Below are 18192 nucleotides of genomic sequence, written 5' to 3'. Positions count from 1 at the left end.
GACATACGGTTTCGTCGTATGAAAAACAACAAAAGGGTACGGCTAAGGGATAACTTCCATTCCCTCGCTGCACCCTTTTTTTTAGTTATAAACTTTTATGAATCACGAGCTGTCGTGTTGATCAAAAGTTTCCTCATAAACATCCAGCCAATGAGCGGAAAAGCCCCAAGGATGATAATGAGCCAGATTAACACTTTAGTTGATGGCGAGTTTAACACAGTAATCATAAATACGGTCAAGCCAAAAAGCCGCCCGCACATCAGACTGAGTTCCCTCAATACGACAAGTTCAACCCTTTTCTCCACATTTTCGCCGCTTGTGCCCATCATGTCGAAACCTGCGGAGATCATCGGCAAAATATATAGCGGCATCGCTATAGCGCTTCCGATTCCCATAAAAAGCAGTGTCCCATATGTCACTTTCCAGAGTAGTGGTAACAACACCAGAAGTAACAACACGGAACCTGTAAACATCCCTTTAGATCGATAATGAGGTTTAAACCATTTTCCTGCTGCCCAGTAACTGGCGAGCGCAACAGCTGAAGTAATAAGAGAGAATTGTCCAAGCTTGTACTCCTGGCTTGTCGCCAGATAAACCAGCAGTGCAATCAAAAAGGCAAATACCCCTTCCCGAACGCCTTGGGCAAACAGCCCCATGGAAAGCGGCCTCCACGGACTCTTTGGGGTGGACAACTGCCGGATGGGTTCTAACCAGCAGTATGTCCCGCTAACTTTTCGTTTTTTCAGAAAAAAACTGAAAATCACTGCAATAATATAAATAACAAGAGATACGGTGAATATAAGCCGATATCCTGTATTATCTGCCATACGTGAAATAATGAGGCCCGAAAACCACGGCCCAACAATGCCTGTCATAGAGCCTAACAAACCAACCCAGCCATTAAACAAGTCCCTATTTTCCCGATCCGTCACTTCGAAATAGACGACATTAAAGGCAATCCAGAATAGCCCCAATGCACATCCTAGGAGCAAACCTAACGGCCAGATCCAATCCACAGCGCTCTTGCCAGTCCACAGAACAAGCATATAGAACATACCAGATAATGCTGTCCCAAGCCTCAATGCACTCATTTTATTATGTTCCTTGACCCACTTCCCCGCGAGCCAAAACGTGATGCCAATAGCCAGTTGCTGACTGATGGTAAACCAGCCGAGCATGGCGTAATCCGGACGGCTTTTCCATAGAAACACGTTCAAAAACGTACCGGACAAGGCTCCGGCTAACGCAAACAATCCATTCACGCCTAAAAGCAGAATGGATTGTCTTCCCAAAGTAATCTTCATCTGCCCCTCCTCCATGACCTGAATCCAACTTAACTTGAACAGGTGGCTCTTAAGGCTTAACGTACCCCAAGCCGGAGGAAAACATGATGAATCTTTGGTGTTGTATAAAATTAGTTTTCAAACCAATGTGATCTATTCGTGTGCACTCAGGTTCTGAATCAAACGCAGACGGTCATCCTCTGATAAACTGTATTGAACCTGGAAGCAACCAGAGCACACGTAAGTCAATACCGTAAATGGAGATGACAAGACAACACCTTTCCCAGAAGCAGCATTGGCCACTGGTGTGAATGTATCCTGACTCGCTGTCTGCGTACCAGCTAGAATCATGAATTCCCGACAATTCGGACACTCTGGTACTTCCTCTTGCTGATCCAGTTGCTTTTCTACACCTTGTTCATATTGAATCAGATCGTTGCCCTCATCTGCATATTTATTCAATGTCCGAAGTTCTGGCAACTTCAGTTCCACTTCATCACCCCAAAGCGAAGTCAGGTCCGAGATTTGCTCTTTATCGTTTGAAATGTCCTTCATGTCGAACTCTTCTTCGCTATCATCATTCTCTTCATCACCAATGTTAATGTTCAGTGTACGGTAACCCTTTAATTCATTATGACAATACGGACACTCTTCTTCCGGACCCAGTTCCTCATCCCAAACAATCTCTGTTTGACACCAAGGACATACCGTTGTTTCCATCATGTATCAACCTTTCTCTTTCATATAATTACGTATTTAACACATAGATCACACCGATGGCAAAAAACACAATCGACGCCGCAAACAAAATCCGTATCAATATTTTCATCATCGATCCCCCTAGACAATGCTTGCGCCAATAACAAAGGACAGTGAGACAGAAATGATCATGGATATTAATCCAACTGCACGGTTATCTGCTTCAATCTCCCGGTCAATTGAAAACACTGGCGTCAGGAACTCGAACAAAAAATAAGCAATGAGCAACAAAACAAACCCGACAAATGACCATGTCATCGCTTCATATACTGAAGATTTTGCTTGAATGCAAAAACGGAGTACGTTGCAAATCCCAAAGATTTTCCCGCCTGTAGCCATAGCCACAGCCACATTGCCTTTTTTGATCTCCGTCCAGCATTTATATTTGGTCACCAGTTCGAAGCATGCCAGAAAAACAAGCAACTCCATAATGGCAACCGAGAAGAAACCGAGGACCATCCCGAGCGGATGAGACAGCAGTCCGTCAATCGCTTCTTTCACTCCCATTCTCCTTCCGAACCTGCTATCCACCTTGACTGAACAGCAGGCATTGTTTATTCATCTTGAGGCTATTCCAGTTCAGCGACGGTTACACCGTTTCCTCCCTCTCCGTAATTGCCTAGACGATAACTTTTAATATGTTTATGCTTCCGCAGGTAATCCTGAATACCCGTACGCAAAATTCCTGTACCTTTGCCATGGATAATATACACTTGACCCAAGTTGGCAAGGAATGCTTCATCGATGAAACGATCTGCTTCCATCAGCGCCTCTTCCAGGTTAGCCCCCCGCAGATCCAGCTCACTCTTCACGTTATCATCTCGAGTACGCTTCATGCCTGTGACTGGTTTTTGCTTTGGCTGTTTTGCTGCTGGTGCTGTCTGTTGCAACTCCAAATCATCCAGCGACACTTTCATTTTCATAATGCCGAGCTGTACCACAGCATCCTTGTTGCCTGCCATCTCCACGACATGCCCCTTCTGATTCAGACTATAAACCAGAACTTCATCACCTGGGCCAATTGCACGTGCTTTCGGAGCAGCTGTCTTTTTCACCGTTTTTTTACGTTTTTCCGGTTCTGCTTCATCCAGCTGCTTACGAGCAGCGATCAATTTATGCTCCTTGACAGAAGCCCCCTCTTCCAGGGCCAGCTGACGAAGATCCGCAATAATTTTCTCTGCTTCTGCACGGGCCTTATCAACAATGCTGCGTGCATCTTCCTCCGCTTTTTCAATCCGGCGGTCACGCTGTTGTTCCAGCTTTTCCAGCTCGGCTTGATGGCGGCTGCGCAATTTCTCCATATCCTGACGAAGCGTTTCCGCTTTCTGGCGCTCTTGTTCAGCTGTTAGACGGTTCTCTTCGAGCGAAGCGATCATGTGTTCAATCCGCTGATCTTCTTCTTTCACTTCACCGCGTGCATAATCCAGAATGTAACCCGGAAGCCCCAAGCGCTCTGCAATCGCAAAAGCGTTACTGCGTCCCGGTACACCGACAAGCAAACGGTATGTTGGACTCAGTGTATTAATATCAAATTCCATACTGGCGTTAATAACGCCTTTACGCTCGTACGCATAAGCTTTCAACTCACTATAGTGAGTCGTTGCCACCATGCGGCAACCTGTCTGGTGCATATGCTCCAGCATGGAGATGGCGAGCGCAGAACCTTCTGCCGGATCTGTTCCTGCTCCAAGTTCATCCAACAGGATGAGACTTTTCGGCGTCATATTTTTCAAAATACGAATGATGTTGGTCATATGGCTAGAGAACGTACTCAGATTCTGCTCGATACTCTGCTCATCACCAATGTCGGCATAGATCGCATCAAAGACACATAGCTGACTGCCGTCTTCGGCTGGAACAAACAATCCCGACATCGCCATTAAACTTAATAGACCGATGGTTTTCAACGTTACCGTTTTACCACCCGTATTCGGTCCAGTCACGATAATAGAGGTGTAGTCGTTGCCCAGCTCTACATCAATTGGAACGACATGTTCAATCGGAATCAGCGGATGACGTCCTTTTTTCAGCTTCAGGAAACCCCGATCATTCATCCGAGGCAGGGTTGCTTTCAGTTCACGGGCTAAACGTGCTTTGGCAAAAATAAAATCAAGCGATGCCAGCAAATCGACATCATATAACAGCCACTCACCCTGCTCACTGACATGGGCCGTCAATTTTTGCAAAATAACCTCAATCTCACGTTCTTCCCGAATCCGGGTTTCGCGTAATTTATTGTTCATAGCCACGATGGATTCCGGCTCAATAAATAGAGTCGCTCCTGAACCAGACTGATCATGAACAATGCCGCCGAAATAAGAGCGGTACTCTGCTTTGACCGGAATCACAAATCGATCTCCACGAATCGTAATAAGCTGATCTTGAAGCATTTTGGATACCGTAGATGAACGAATCATTGAATCCAGCTTTTCCCGAATCCGTGCTTCTCCCCCGCGCAGTTCACGGCGAATCTGTGCCAGCGTTACACTCGCACTATCTGCAACCTCCGCATTATCATCAATACAGATACGGATCGCATCTTCAAGCTCCTTCTGCTCGGACAACTGGTCACTGATATAGAAGAGCGACGCTATCGGCTCGTCCTCATGCAGCGTTGCAATCTGACGTTTCAATCGTCTGGCCGCATGTGTCGTTGTGGAAATACCCAGCAGTTCATGCGGGTTCAGGGTGCCTCCAATCTCAGCACGTTTTACAGAAGCCGTGATGTCTACAATCCCGCCAAATGATGGGGAACCTTTGAGACGCTCAAAGGTGAAAGCTTCATCCGTTTGTTGAAGTAAACGTTTTACTTCTTCAAGATCACTATTCGGTTCAAGTTGCTCCGCTTTTTTCTTGCCCATTGACGTTTGAGCAAAGCCAATCAATGTATTTAGAATTTTGCGATATTCTAATGTGTGTAATATTTTCGTGTCCAAGTGTACAACTCCTTCCAAACTATACCTGTATTATAACGAAAGAAACTTTGTTGCGCTATTTAACGAATCCTTCCACACATAACTTGGGGTATGACGCCACAAACTACATGTGTCAGGATTGTGCTATTCATTTTACTCCCTTAGAGTTCCCATGTTTATGCCCAATCCAATCTGAACAAAGGAGGTAACCCCTATGAATTTTCTGGGCCATGTCGTACGATTTATTATTGCAGCTATCGTCTTAATGGTTGTAAGCTGGATCGTTCCCGGTTTCGCCGTTGGTGGTTTCTGGAGCGCACTGATGCTTGCATTGGTCATTGCCTTGCTGGGCTGGATCGTTGAAGGCATCTTTGGCAAAAGAGTGAATCCTTTTGGCCGGGGAATCGTCGGCTTTATCGTAAGTGCACTGGTCATTTGGCTGGGTCAATATGTGGTTGATCACGTTGAGGTCAGCCTGCTCGGTGCCATTCTCGCCGCATTGGTCATCGGGATTATCGATCTCTTCATCCCGGTATCCACACCGTTTGATGCCGGACGTAGCTCCAAAAGCTAAAGACAGCCTGCCATGTTGGCTAACGCTCTAACAAGACACCTAAACCTCGGAAGGCCGTTGGCCTGAAGAGGTTTTTCTTTTTGCACATCAAGTGATCAGCAACTATCGATAAATTTCAATAAAACGACATACCCCACATGTACAGGCATCGCCAGATTGCGGTATGATGATTTGAGAAATCATTCAAATTTTATCCATCTCACACGTCTGAAGGAGGTACATGATGAAGAAAGGTATAACATGGCTTGCCGCGTGTATGTTAATTCTTGTTCTTGCTGCATGCGGTAGTCCCAAAGATTCAGCATCCGAGCCAGAGATTACAGCCAGCGAACAACTGGTGATCAAGGCAAGCAACTACGAATTCGATCAACCCGAATATCGACTCAAAAAAGGTGTGCCTGTGAAGATTGTTTATGAAAACGTCAACGGAAATCACGGTTTGCTCGTGCCTGAGTTCAATCTTCTGCTAGACACTCAAAAAAGTTCCAAAGTCATTGTCCCGGACAAAGTCGGAGAGTTCGAAATGTCATGTTCCGTTTCTTGTGGATCTGGACACAGTAGCATGATCTCCAAAATTATAGTAGAAGAATAACACTTCAAGACAAGAGCCCCCGTAGCGACGGGAGCTCTTTGTGTATTATAACAAATTATGCAAGAGTTTGCTGGTCAGCACATCGACGAAAAGAGTCATTCGTTACGTCTGATCCTGCTCAATCAATTCAATCCATTCGTTATATTCCGTCTGTAACTTCGTATATTCATCATGCAACTGACGATATTCCGTATTGAGTTGCTCCGCCTTTTCTTGTTCCATCTCTCGCTCAACCTGCATCAACCGAAGCTGGTTTGCCGCTAGTTCATAACGTTCACTTATTTCTCGCAGTTCATTCTCCATGATCTGCTTCTCCTCATCAGCCTCCACTTGATGCTGTTCCCGCTGTGAACGTTCCCTGAGCAACTGGTCTCGTTCTTGTACCAGTTCTTCCAGCTTCTCGGAACTCGCTGCACTCTCTCGTTGCCACGCTGTCAATTCACTCTCCAGCGCTGTCCAGCGATCCTGCCATGCCTGCTCCTGCTCCGCCCATTCGTCAGCTCGGAGCTTCCATACCTGTTCGTTCTGTTCTGCCGACTGAGTTGCCTGTTCCAACTGTGAGCGAAGCTCTTCTTCACGTGTCATTAGTTGCTCGATGCGAGAAGACAGTTCCGCCTGGTTGGCCGACAGATCCTCATGTTTAATTTGCCATTCGAGAGCTTCCTCTTCCGTCTGCGCGAGTTGATTCGCTTGCTCTGTATAACGCTTGGCAAGCTGCTCAGCGGACTGTCTTGCTTCGTTCAGCGATTGCTCCAGCGCATTCTTCTCCGCTTCGAGTTCACTCATTAGAGAACCAGCATTTTCTTCTCGTTGGAGAGCATCACTATAATCGTTACGGATCTGCTTGTATTGTTCTTGCAAACGGCTTAATTCCTCTTGGGCACTATGCAATTCATCGCGAGTATCAGCTAACTCCTCATGCTTATCATTTAGTTCACGGCGTGTGCCTTGTAATTCCTCATCCAATTGCTTGAGTTTTTCTTCCAGGACCTCGTTTTCTTTCTCATAACGAACAGCCTCTTCATTGTAGAGACGTGCTTCTTCCTTTACAACGGAAAGTTCATCATGTAAGGACTGTACACCAGCCTCCAGCGTTTCATTCTGATCGGCCGCTTCGAGAATCTGATTCTCCAGATCGCCAATATCGGCGAGTCGCTGTTCAGCAAGATCTTTCCATGATTGTTCACTCTCCGTTAGTGTTGTGATCTCATTTTGCAATGTACGTACAGCCGCATGTGCCTGCTCAAGTACCTTGTGCAATCTGCGCTGTTCTTCTTCTGACTTCGCTTCTGCTTCAAGCAAATGCTGCGCATCCTGTTCAAGCTGGGTATGCTGTTCCTGGAGTTTACGCAGTTGAGCTGTGAGCGCTGTTTCACGATCCACTGCTTCATTATACAGATCTTGCAACTGTTGCTGAGAGTCCTGTGTCTGTTTCAACGACTGCTCCGTTTCACGGAGTTTGTTCTGCAGATCATTGCTGTCTCCTCTCAATTGCTCCAATTGCTGCTGAAGCTCCGCAATTCGACGTGTCTGAGTCTCCTGATCCTGAATACGGATCTCGTGCTCCTGTTGCAATGACTCCACATGGGTACGTTCCGCTTGAAGCAACTGTTCTTGCTCAGACACCACTTCCTGCGCATGTTGAAGCTGACTCCGAACCTCTCCCAGTTGTTCATTGATCTCCGTTATGCGAGCATTTGCCTGAGCGCGTTCTTCCTGCAACTGACGAGCCAGTTTACTCCGCTCCTGCTGTAGCGTTTCTTCAGCCGCAGCCGTTGCCTCAGCTGTACGGGTAGCCGCTGCTTCCTGCTCTTCTTTCAATTGCTCTTCATAAAATGCCTCTTTCTCCATCCATTCCAGTTCGGATTGCTCGGAAAGAGCTTTAAACTCAGCCTGCAATTGCTCCAGTGTAGCCTGATGCTTCTGTTCAGCTTCAGCAATCCATGCTTCACGCTCTTGTTTCGCTTGTGCTTCGAACGCATCCGCCTGCTTCTGTGCATTCTGCTCGGCTTGCTCCAGACGTTGCTTCATTTGATTTTCAAGTTCGCTATATTGGAGGGTTGCCTCTTCCTCCACCTGTCTCAATTTGACTTCAGCCTGTTCCAGTTCAGAGAGGATCGCGGCTTCTGCCTCTTCTTTGGCCGCTTGTACCTGCTCTGCCGCCTGAACCTGCAGTTTTTGGCGCTCTGCTACTGCCTTGCTTTCGGCTTCCTTCAATTGTGCCGCAGTTCTTTCCTGCAACTCCTTGTACTCAGTTGCGGCTTTGGCCCGCACTTGCTGTAGCTCAGCTGCCGCACGGTTCTGTGCTTCTTTAAGTTGCGACGCAGATTGAGCCTGTACTTGTTTGAGTTGGCTTGCCGCTTTTTCCTCTGCTTCCTTTACACGTGTATTAGCTTTCACTTCTGCCTCTTTGAGTTGTGACGCGGCTTGCGCTTGCATCTTCTGGATCTGATCCTTCATTTGGCTGCGCTCTTGCTCCAACATCGCATTCAGTTTGGAGATTTCAGCCTGCTTGTCTGCGGTGAGCTTTTGCAAAGCCTGCTCCGCCTCAATCTTCTTCTGGCGAACCTCAGCGAGAGACTGATCTCGCTGTTGCAATTCTTTTTGGTGTTCGCTCTGAATGGCGTTTAATCGGTTCAATTCATTTCGAAGTTCTGTACGTTCTCCCGTGAGCATCTTGAGCTCATTTCGGATCTCCTGCGTCTGTAGAGACTGCTCAGCCATATGTACGGCCGCAAGTACAGCAATACGCGGCGTGTCCAAACGGGAATGACTTTTGGAGATGGCGCTCATACGCTCATCTACCAGATTAGCTACTTGTTTCATATAATCGGCACTGCTGCCGACCAGTTTATAGGAAGTCCCGTAGATCTCTACGGTGACGCGTGTACGATCAGGTGTAGTCACAGTTGTGCCCTCCTTCAAGTCTGTATGTTGATTCTAAGCTGTAATGACAAAAAAGTCACATCGATCCTCTATTGCTAAGGATTCGATGTGACTTCGAGCAATTCCTGCTAATCTTTGTTCAAAAAATTGACTTCTGTCTTATTTGCGCAGTTCTGCGTTGAATTGCTCTTCCAAACGTGTTACGACCCGCGCATGAGCTTCGGTAACTTCCTCGTCTGTCAACGTGCGTTCACGGTTTCGGTATACCAGAGCCATGGCCACACTTTTCTTGTCTTCACCCAGCTTGCTGCCTGTGAATACGTCAAATACCTGTACGTTCTGCAACAGTTCACCCGCACATTCACGGATGGTACGGAGCATGTCGCCAGCTTCGATATTCTTGTTTACCACCACGGCAATATCCCGCTCTACTGCCGGGAAGCGCGGAAGCTCACGATAACGAATATCCGCATCCGCTTCCTGATATATCGCTTCAAGAGCAATTTCAGCAACATAAACATCATTCAGATCATATTGTTGCTGTAGTTCTGGATGCAACTGACCGAGAGTACCGATCAATGTGCCTTCACTTCCATCTTTGCCATCCAGATAGATGGAGGCAGAACGCCCTGGATGGAATCCTTCCGGACTGTTCGCCACGAAGCGAATCCGCTGCTCAAGCCCCAAATAAGCAAACAAGTTCTCAAGTGCACCTTTGATGTCAAAGAAGTCCACTTTCTCTGCTCCTACATTCCATTGTTGCGCTACACGGTCACCCGTAAGCAACATGGAGAGTACCGGAATTTCATGCGGTTGCTTCGTCAGCTTCTCTTCCTCCGTGAAGAAAACACTGCCTACTTCAAACACAGCAAGCGAATCCTGCTTCCGATTCATGTTGTATACAGCAGCATCCAGCATCTGCGGCAGAATGCTCGTACGCAACACACTACGATCTTCACTCATCGGCATAGCCAGCTTAACCGCTTTGCTTCCTTGTGTCAGCGCAGGGAACAGCACTGATTTGTCCGGATGAACAAAGGAATAACTGATCATTTCCTGCCAGCCGCTACCAGACATCAACCCACGGATCGTACGACGAATGGCTTGAGGACGGGTATATGCTCCTGGTGTAGTCGGGCCCTCAATCCACGTTGTTGGAATGTTGTCGTACCCGTATAGACGGGCAACCTCTTCGAACAGATCCACATCTATCGTGATATCCCCTCTGCGAGTAGGCACTTCCACATCGAGAACACCCTGCTCCGCATCACCACATGCAAAGTGCAACCGGGCAAAGATTGTTTTCACCTCAAGCAGAGAAAGATCCGTTCCCAAATAACGATTAAGTCTGTTCAGAGACATTTGAATGACACGTTTCTCGGAAGCTTCAGCCCCAGCCTGCACAATCCCTTGATGTACTTGGCCTGATGCATAACGCTGAATGAGTTCAGCCGCACGATCCAGAGCCGTAATTACAGCACCCGGGTCTACTTCTTTTTCAAAACGCAAGCTTGCTTCGGAACGTAGCCCCAGTTGGCGCGACGTCTTCCGAACCGTTCCGCCATCAAACTTGGCGGACTCCAAGAGCAGATTCACGGTGCCTTCCGATACCTCGGAATTTTCACCACCCATAACCCCGGCGATGGCAACAGGCTTCACGCCATCGGTAATAAGCAGCATATGCGGTTCCAGCTTACGCTCCTGTCCATCCAACGTCACAATCGTTTCGCCTTCGTGTGCCATACGCACCTCAATACGGCCGTTCTCCAGCTTATCCGCATCAAACGCATGCAACGGCTGCCCGTATTCCAGCATGACATAATTGGTAATATCCACGATATTGTTAATTGGACGTACGCCTGCCGCCATGAGACGGTTCTGCATCCAGAGCGGGGAAGCCCCCAGCTTGATTCCAGTCACATAACGAGCCGCATAATGGCTACATTGCTCCTGAGCTTTGATCTCTACAGAAATATGATTAGCGGCTTCATCACCAGCTTCAACCAGTTGATCTTTCGGATTCGGCAACGTCACTTCGCGTCCCAGAATCGCACCCACTTCGTATGCCGCACCGCGCATACTCAAGGCGTCGGAACGGTTCGGCGTCAAGTCGAGCTCCAGCACATGATCATCCAGACCCAGCACCTGGCTGATTGGCGTGCCGATCTCTGTGTTTTCCGGCAGCACAAGAATACCTTCCTGTTGCTCTTTAGGTAGCAATTTGTCGTTCATGCCAAGCTCCTTGGCCGAACAGATCATACCAAGCGATACAACGCCGCGCAGCTTCGCTTTTTTAATATCCAGCCCGCCTGGAAGCTTTGCGCCAACAAGGGCTACCGCTACTTTTTGACCCGCATCCACATTTTTCGCGCCACATACGATCTGTAGCTCTTCCTCTTGTCCTGCATCAATCACACAGACATTCAGTTTATCAGCGTCCGGATGTTTCTCCTTGCTCTTCACATAACCAACAACAACCTTGTTCACCCCTTGGTTGCGGTTCTCCACAACATCAATTTCGATCCCTGCACGGGTGATTTTTTCTGCCAGCTCCTGTGGGGTTACACCTTCAAGGGCAATGTAATCAGACAGCCAATCTGTCGATACTCTCATGCACGTTCACTTCCTTAATCTTTGTATTAGTTTGACGTTCATTGACAATCAATATCATTACAGACGTCCGAATTGTTTCAGGAAAGTCTGATCACTGTTATAGAAATGACGAATATCATCTATGCCGTACTTCAGCATCGCGATCCGTTCTACACCCATACCAAAGGCAAAACCACTGTATTTCTCCGGGTCATATCCGCCCATCTCCAGCACTTTCGGGTGAACCATACCGCCGCCCAAAATTTCGAGCCAGCCTGTTTGCTTACAGACACGACATCCGCTACCACCGCATTGTACACAAGTTACATCCACTTCCGCACTTGGCTCGGTGAACGGGAAGAAGCTTGGACGCAGACGAATTTCCGTGTGAGCGCCGAACATTTCACGCACAAATTGCAGCAACGTTCCTTTCAAATCACTCATTCGAATGTTTTCACTGATTACAAGGCCTTCGACTTGATGGAACTGGAAGGAGTGTGTCGCATCGTCGTCATCACGGCGATATACTTTACCAGGGCAGATGACTTTGACAGGCACCTCACCTTTCATGCTTTGCATCGTACGAACTTGTACTGGAGAGGTGTGTGTACGCATCAACAGATCCTCAGTAACATAGAAGGAATCCTGCATATCACGCGCCGGGTGGTTCTTCGGCAGATTCAGAGCTTCGAAGTTGTAATAGTCCATCTCCACCTCAGGACCTTCTGCTACGCGGTATCCCATACCGATGAAAATATCTTCGATCTCCTGCACCACTTTGGTCAATGGATGCAATCCGCCTTGACGTCCGCGACGCCCCGGCAAGGTTACGTCAACCTTCTCGGATTGAAGACGCTTCGCAGTCTCTTCCTTTTGGAACTGCTCCTGCTTACTGTTGATCACCTCTTCAATCGCTCCACGAACCTCGTTACCGACTTGCCCAATGACTGGGCGTTCTTCGGCACTTAGTGAACCCATGCCGCGCAGAATCTCAGTCAGTGCCCCTTTTTTGCCCAAATACTTTACACGCAGATCAGCCAGCGTCTGCGGATCGTTAACGCCCGATAGCTGTTCCAGCGCTTCGATCTTTAATGCTTCCAAACGTTCTTTCATGTGTAATTGCCTCCTTTAAATGCTGTTATTGCAACAAAAAAAGGCCTTTTCTCCCCAAAAGGGACGAAAAGACCGTGGTACCACCCTTGTTAGACTCCCGTTGTCACATTGCAAAAAAGCTCTGCAACACGTTCTGTCTCACTTTGTACGGAATAACGACCGTTAACCGTTTACCCCTACTTTCGTCTCTGTGTCTGCACACATCATCAGGTTCAGGGAACCGCTCCGGAGTGAATTTCGGCAGCCTGGTTCTACAGAAACGCTCTCAATCTACGGCGCTTCCTCCCTGTCCAGAGGCACTGCTTACTTGTCTCCATCAATACGTTTGTTCAAATTAAACTAACCTTTATCGATACCAATGATCGATGATCGTTCATTATTATATGCAAAATACGGTGAAATAGCAAGCATGCCCAATTGCTAATTTGCAGATGCACCTTGATTTCTCAGCTCCTTCAACCGTTGTTGAATGACACGAATCTCGGCTGATTCCGCCTCCATCTCTGCCGCAGGCTCCGTGAGCGAAAAGCGTTCTCGTTCCGTTCCTGCAGGACTTGCGGAAGAAAGCAACTCAGACAGTCTCATCTCCAGCCGCAGACGCTCATCATCCGAATCACGTGTGCCCAGTGCAGACTCCCGTAGTTGCACCGTTTGTTCCCAATCGGCTACACCGCCTTCGAAGAGCGATGCTGTTCCATCCGGCTTTAAGTCGCACAGACGATTCGCCAAAGATCGGGTCAACATCCTGTCGTGGGATACGATAACCAGTGCGCCAGAGGCTTCTTTTAACACATTCTCCATCACTTCCTGGGTGTCGATGTCGAGATAATTCGTTGGCTCATCCAGTACAAGCAGATTAGCACCGCCGAAATACAACCGTAGAAAGGCTACACGGCATTTCTCCCCCATACTTAAATCTCCAATACGTTTAAACACATCTTCTCGTGAAAATAAAAAACATCCCAGGATGGTTCGCGCGGCACTTTGCGTCATGGAAGGAAGAACCAGCAAACTGTCCAGCAGCGTTGCATCCCCAGGCAATCCCTCCAGTTCTTGTGAAAAGTAACCGATGCTAAGCTGGGGATGACGGCTGATCTTTCCCTGTAAAGGCTGAAGCTCTCCAATTATTAATTTCAGCAACGTGCTCTTGCCCGATCCGTTTGCCCCACGCACGGCAAGCCGATCCCCACGCTCGACCGCAAGCCGCAAATCATGAAGAAATGACTGCTTTGGATCGTATGAAAAACTCACTTCTTCCAGCGCAAGAAGTTGACGTGCACCGAGTGAAGTCATTTGTAGCTCCATATTCAGTTTCGTAGCTTCCCGTGGTTTATCCACTCGCTCATTTTCGAGCCGCTCCAGTTGCTTCTGTTTGGCATGATAACGCGAAATATTTTTGTTGGCTCTGGCCTTGTAGAAGCTCTGGGTAATCTTCACCTCTTGGCCTCCTGCCGAGTCATGAGCTTTATGGAACCACTGCTGATAATTACGAATGGTCTCCTCCAGTGCTTTACGTTCCAGCTGTTGCTTGCGATAAATCGTCTCCTGTTCCTTCAGTTCCCGCTCTTTATGGCCTTTGTAATCGGTGTAACCGCCCTTATATTTGGTTAGTTTCTCTGCATTAAATTCAATTACACTGGTCGCTACCCGGTCAATAAATGTCCGGTCATGGGATACAAACAGCACCGTTCCCTCGTATGCGGATAACCAAGTCTCCAGCCAACGCATGCTCTCTTCATCCAGATGGTTCGTTGGTTCATCCAAAATCAGAAATTTGGGATTGCTGACCAGCAGTCCTGCAAGTCGTGCTTTCGTTTTCTGACCACCGCTGAGTGAGTGATAAGGCCTGCTCCAGTGTTCTGTAGTAAGCCCGAGGCGGGTTAATACCTTCTCCACCTCTGTTTCCCACATGTAACCGTTCAATTGCTCATATTCCTCCAAAAATCGGGCATACTCGTTCAGCAAAGCGTTATCTTCGGTACCATCAGCATCGCTCAATCGGCGCTCGAGTTCTTCCAGCTTCCGCTTGATTTCATCAATACGTCCACTCTCCCGCCTTACTGCATCCAATACATTTATTCCACTCGGCACCTCTGAGCGCTGACGCATGAAACCCCATTCTGACAATGGAAGTTGACGATCAATCCGTCCACCTCCATCCTCCTCGCCGAGTATAATCCGTAAAAGTGTCGTTTTACCGCATCCATTGCGGCCTAGTATGGCAAGTCGTTCGCCCTCGTTAATTTCAAGGTTCAATCCGGCAAACAATTCATTACCGTTCCATTCTTTTGATACTTCATGTAAGCGCACCAATGTCGTCATGAGTCCTCATCCTTCCTGAACAAAAAATCCAAAAAAAAACCGCTGGCATCAGCCGGCGGTTTAGCAATTTTGAATGGATTAACGCGTTCAAAATACAGATATGAGGCTACCATAGCATGAACAAAGAAACCCTGACGAGGGCCTACGCAAGCCGAAAAACTTGCTTCTTCCATACTATTCCCTATAGCTGAATTTGGACACACGAATCCCCTCATTGCTCAGCCGCTCGGCTGACTGCGTCATACAACAATCTGCAGTTAACTGGGGTTCACTTCATGTGTCTTACTTCATGGGACGTATGGTTACCTCTCATTCATGTGTAGTATCAATTCTCCGTTATTGTACCAGATCATTGAAAAAAAGCAAAGGTCAAGATGTCATTGTCTGTATCTAAATTCAAAAAAAAGAAAAACCCTTGAACATCCAAGGGTTTTCCAGGTACTGCTGTTAAGCGGGTGATGGGAATCGAACCCACGCTATTAGCTTGGAAGGCTAAAGTTCTACCATTGAACTACACCCGCAAAATGAACAATCGGGACGACACGATTTGAACATGCGACCCCCTGGTCCCAAACCAGGTGCTCTACCAAGCTGAGCTACGTCCCGTTAAATTCCAAATGGAAGTTAACAGTGATTTTACAAAACCTAATATACCACGATCCGCACTAACGTGCAAGGCATATCAACAGTTTTTTCCTAGAATTGGATACCAGAAAGGCAGGAACGCTCTCGCGACCCTGCTACTCCTTATCCCGCAGGCTTGTCAATATCTCTAAGGAACCTTTGCTCAAAGTCCGCCGCTTCAATCGGTTTACCGAAAAAATAACCTTGTGCCTCATGACAATGCTGATTGCGAAGAAACATCATCTGTTCCTCGTTCTCAACACCTTCTGCTGTAACCTTGAGTTGTAAATGGTGTGCCATCGAAGTAATCGTGGATACAATAGCAGCGTTATTGCTGTCTTCCATTATTTCATTCACAAATGATCGGTCAATCTTGAGCCGGTCAATCGGCAGATCCTTGAGATAATGTAGTGAGCTGTATCCCGTGCCAAAGTCATCAATACTGATATGTACACCTATCTCTTTAATTTTATGAAGCTGTTCAAAGGCCCGGTCTTTGTCAAACGTCATGCTCTCCGTGATCTCCAGTTCAAGCCATGCCGGTTCAAGTCCCGTTTCTCTGAGAATACTGTTGATGCTGTCGAGCAGGTGGGAATGTCTGAACTGTCTCATCGACAGGTTAACGGACACACATAACTTGCGATATCCCGCTTCCTGCCATAGCTTGTTCTGTGCACATGCCTCTCGCAGCACCCATTCTCCAAGCGGAACAATCAGTCCACTCTCCTCGGCCAGCGGAATAAACTCTGCCGGTGACACTGAACCGCGTTGCGGATGATGCCATCGCACAAGGGCTTCCATGCCTACGATCAGTCCGCTTTGCAGATTCACCTGAGGTTGGTATACCAGATAAAACTGCCCCCGAGCCAATGCTTTGCGCAGATCATTTTCAAGTTGCAATCGTTCCTGAGCTTTCATCTGCATGGCATGTGCGTAGCGGTTGAGTTCAATTCCCTGCTCCTTCGCACTATGCAGAGCCGTATCGGCATTCTGAATAATCTCTTGGGGAGATTCTCCATCATAAGGAAAGATCGCCATACCTATGCCCAGCGTAAGATGATATTCGCTCCCATCCACCATAACGGGTTTCTCAAAAAGTTGCAGAATGGACCGTGTCCGGCGTAATGCCGTATCTGTACTATAAAAGTCCGTCATGGTCAGCGCAAATTCATCTCTACCTAGACCAAACACCTCTTCTCCCGGAAGAGATGAATGATTCAATCGCTGTCCAACCTGACGCAGAACCCGATTAGCCGCTTGTTGTCCCAGGGAGTCATTTATGGTTTTGAAACGATTAATGTTGAGTACAAGTACACCGACGAGCTTTTCCTCCACAACCGCATCATCCAGCATGAGTTGCAGGCGTTGACTTAGGCGACGGCGATTTGGAAGGCCGGTGACGTCATCATGGTGTGCGATATAGTTCATTTTGGCCTCAGCGGCCTGTTGTTGCAGGAAGGGGGTATCAACTACGGATGCATAGAGCCCCTTTTGAATGAAAAAGTAGCCCAAACAATTGCTTAGCATACCAAGCAGCAGATTGAGATCGTCCACTACACTTGCAGTCACGAAATACCCCTGACCTAGCAGAAAACAGAGTATACCGCTCAGGATAGGTGGTAGATCGGCGTTTTTTGTCTTTTTCCACTGCACATACAGAACGACAGCCCCAGTAACATACAGCAGACCTGCGACCCAATGCAGGCGAGTGAATACTTTACCAAGCAGATGACCATCAAGCATCTCAGGTAGAAAACTCCACTCTTGAATAGAACAGATGTACAAAATCAGAAAGGCACCAAGGGTAGCGCTGAACAGAAGAAATTTGCGCGGTAATGCAACTTGCTTCTCGTGTATGCAATATATAAATAACAGTCCCGCAGAACAAACCAGTGATCCCATCGTTGACATCATTAATGAAAAATCGGATTCCATCATCGCTCTGTTAGGAACTTCTTCTGCAAACGAAACGATATGCACCAGTTCAAATAGACCTAACATTAAAAAGAGTGTTGTCATTAACACTCTGCGTAGCGTCAATTTTTGAGTTTGAAATAGCCAGCTTTGATTATAAATACCGATACAGGCGGCCGTTGCAGCAAATCCACCTAAAAGTGTTATCACCGGGTAACCCGAATAATTCAGATCATAGCCTGAAGAAGAACGAAACCATTGACTTACGAGGAAAAACAATAAGCCGCCGATGGCGACCCAACCTATTTGACTCTGACCTTGCGTTTTAAACTTCATGCCATGTTTTCCTTCCCGGGATCACTATCCTGTAATACGTGTACAACTGAATTCTATTGATCTGATTCACCAAGTATATTACACATTTCGACAAAAACATATATTGACCACTGTTTAATTTAAAAATCCATATATTCTATCTGGTACATAATAACATTTAAATCCCTATTCGTGAACTAAAAAATAGTTATAAGTAGGAATATCTATTCATGGAAATGAGTAAAAACAAGGCACAAAGAACTAAAAAAACATGGACCCCGAGTAAGAGGCCATGTTTTTTCA

12 protein-coding genes and 2 tRNA genes are annotated in these 18192 nt (G+C 47.2%); 2 read left to right on the top strand and 12 right to left on the bottom strand.

Translation table 11 applies throughout. The features are described 5' to 3' along the window. Positions 1-95 precede the first annotated feature (95 nt). The 4 genes from ACT89M_RS08975 to ACT89M_RS08960 form a co-directional block, all read right to left on the bottom strand. Complete coding sequence (locus ACT89M_RS08975) at positions 96-1304, bottom strand: MFS transporter (RefSeq protein WP_253495888.1); 1209 nt, start codon at positions 1302-1304, stop codon at positions 96-98. A gap of 132 nt (positions 1305-1436) precedes the next feature. Beyond that, complete coding sequence (locus ACT89M_RS08970) at positions 1437-2003, bottom strand: hypothetical protein (RefSeq protein WP_090922301.1); 567 nt, start codon at positions 2001-2003, stop codon at positions 1437-1439. Between the two features lie 120 nt (positions 2004-2123). Then, positions 2124-2549, bottom strand: a complete 426-nt coding sequence (locus tag ACT89M_RS08965; RefSeq protein ID WP_090922248.1) for a DUF350 domain-containing protein — start codon at positions 2547-2549, stop codon at positions 2124-2126. A gap of 62 nt (positions 2550-2611) precedes the next feature. After that, a complete protein-coding gene (locus tag ACT89M_RS08960; RefSeq protein WP_308722136.1) occupies positions 2612-4978 on the bottom strand; it encodes an endonuclease MutS2 in 2367 nt (788 codons plus the stop codon). Between the two features lie 193 nt (positions 4979-5171). Between ACT89M_RS08960 and ACT89M_RS08955 the strand changes: the two genes are divergently transcribed. Both ACT89M_RS08955 and ACT89M_RS08950 read left to right on the top strand, forming a co-directional pair. Then, on the top strand, positions 5172-5531 hold the full coding sequence (locus ACT89M_RS08955; RefSeq protein WP_090922244.1) for a phage holin family protein: 360 nt from the start codon (positions 5172-5174) through the stop codon (positions 5529-5531). A 220-nt stretch (positions 5532-5751) separates the two neighbouring features. Further along, the gene (locus tag ACT89M_RS08950; protein ID WP_308722137.1) at positions 5752-6123 is read left to right on the top strand and encodes a cupredoxin domain-containing protein; all 372 of its coding nucleotides are present in this window, start codon (positions 5752-5754) and stop codon (positions 6121-6123) included. A 102-nt stretch (positions 6124-6225) separates the two neighbouring features. Here the strand turns inward: ACT89M_RS08950 and ACT89M_RS08945 are convergent, their stop codons facing one another. The 8 genes from ACT89M_RS08945 to ACT89M_RS08910 form a co-directional block, all read right to left on the bottom strand. Continuing rightward, positions 6226-9030, bottom strand: a complete 2805-nt coding sequence (locus ACT89M_RS08945; RefSeq protein ID WP_253495892.1) for a hypothetical protein — start codon at positions 9028-9030, stop codon at positions 6226-6228. A gap of 138 nt (positions 9031-9168) precedes the next feature. Then, positions 9169-11622 (bottom strand): phenylalanine--tRNA ligase subunit beta, encoded by a 2454-nt coding sequence (gene pheT / locus ACT89M_RS08940; protein WP_253495894.1) that lies wholly within the window; start codon positions 11620-11622, stop codon positions 9169-9171. 57 nt (positions 11623-11679) lie between these two features. Continuing rightward, positions 11680-12714: a phenylalanine--tRNA ligase subunit alpha gene (gene pheS, locus ACT89M_RS08935; RefSeq protein WP_154886900.1), complete on the bottom strand. Its 1035-nt coding sequence runs from the start codon at positions 12712-12714 to the stop codon at positions 11680-11682. A gap of 420 nt (positions 12715-13134) precedes the next feature. Beyond that, on the bottom strand, positions 13135-15036 hold the full coding sequence (gene abc-f, locus ACT89M_RS08930) for a ribosomal protection-like ABC-F family protein (RefSeq protein WP_154886902.1): 1902 nt from the start codon (positions 15034-15036) through the stop codon (positions 13135-13137). Beyond that, positions 15033-15209, bottom strand: coding sequence for a hypothetical protein (locus ACT89M_RS08925; protein ID WP_487345210.1), 177 nt, complete (start codon positions 15207-15209; stop codon positions 15033-15035). Before ACT89M_RS08925 ends, abc-f begins: the two co-directional genes overlap by 4 nt. 277 nt (positions 15210-15486) lie before the next feature. Beyond that, positions 15487-15557 (bottom strand) — tRNA-Gly (locus tag ACT89M_RS08920). Positions 15558-15568: 11 nt separating this feature from the next. Further along, a tRNA-Pro gene (locus ACT89M_RS08915) sits at positions 15569-15642 on the bottom strand. 141 nt (positions 15643-15783) lie between these two features. Then, positions 15784-17910, bottom strand: a complete 2127-nt coding sequence (locus tag ACT89M_RS08910; protein WP_154886904.1) for a bifunctional diguanylate cyclase/phosphodiesterase — start codon at positions 17908-17910, stop codon at positions 15784-15786. Between the last annotated feature and the right edge of the window lie 282 nt (positions 17911-18192).

This window comes from Paenibacillus sp. NN59 (assembly GCF_057597225.1).
This window is presented reverse-complemented; position numbering and strand designations above follow the sequence as displayed.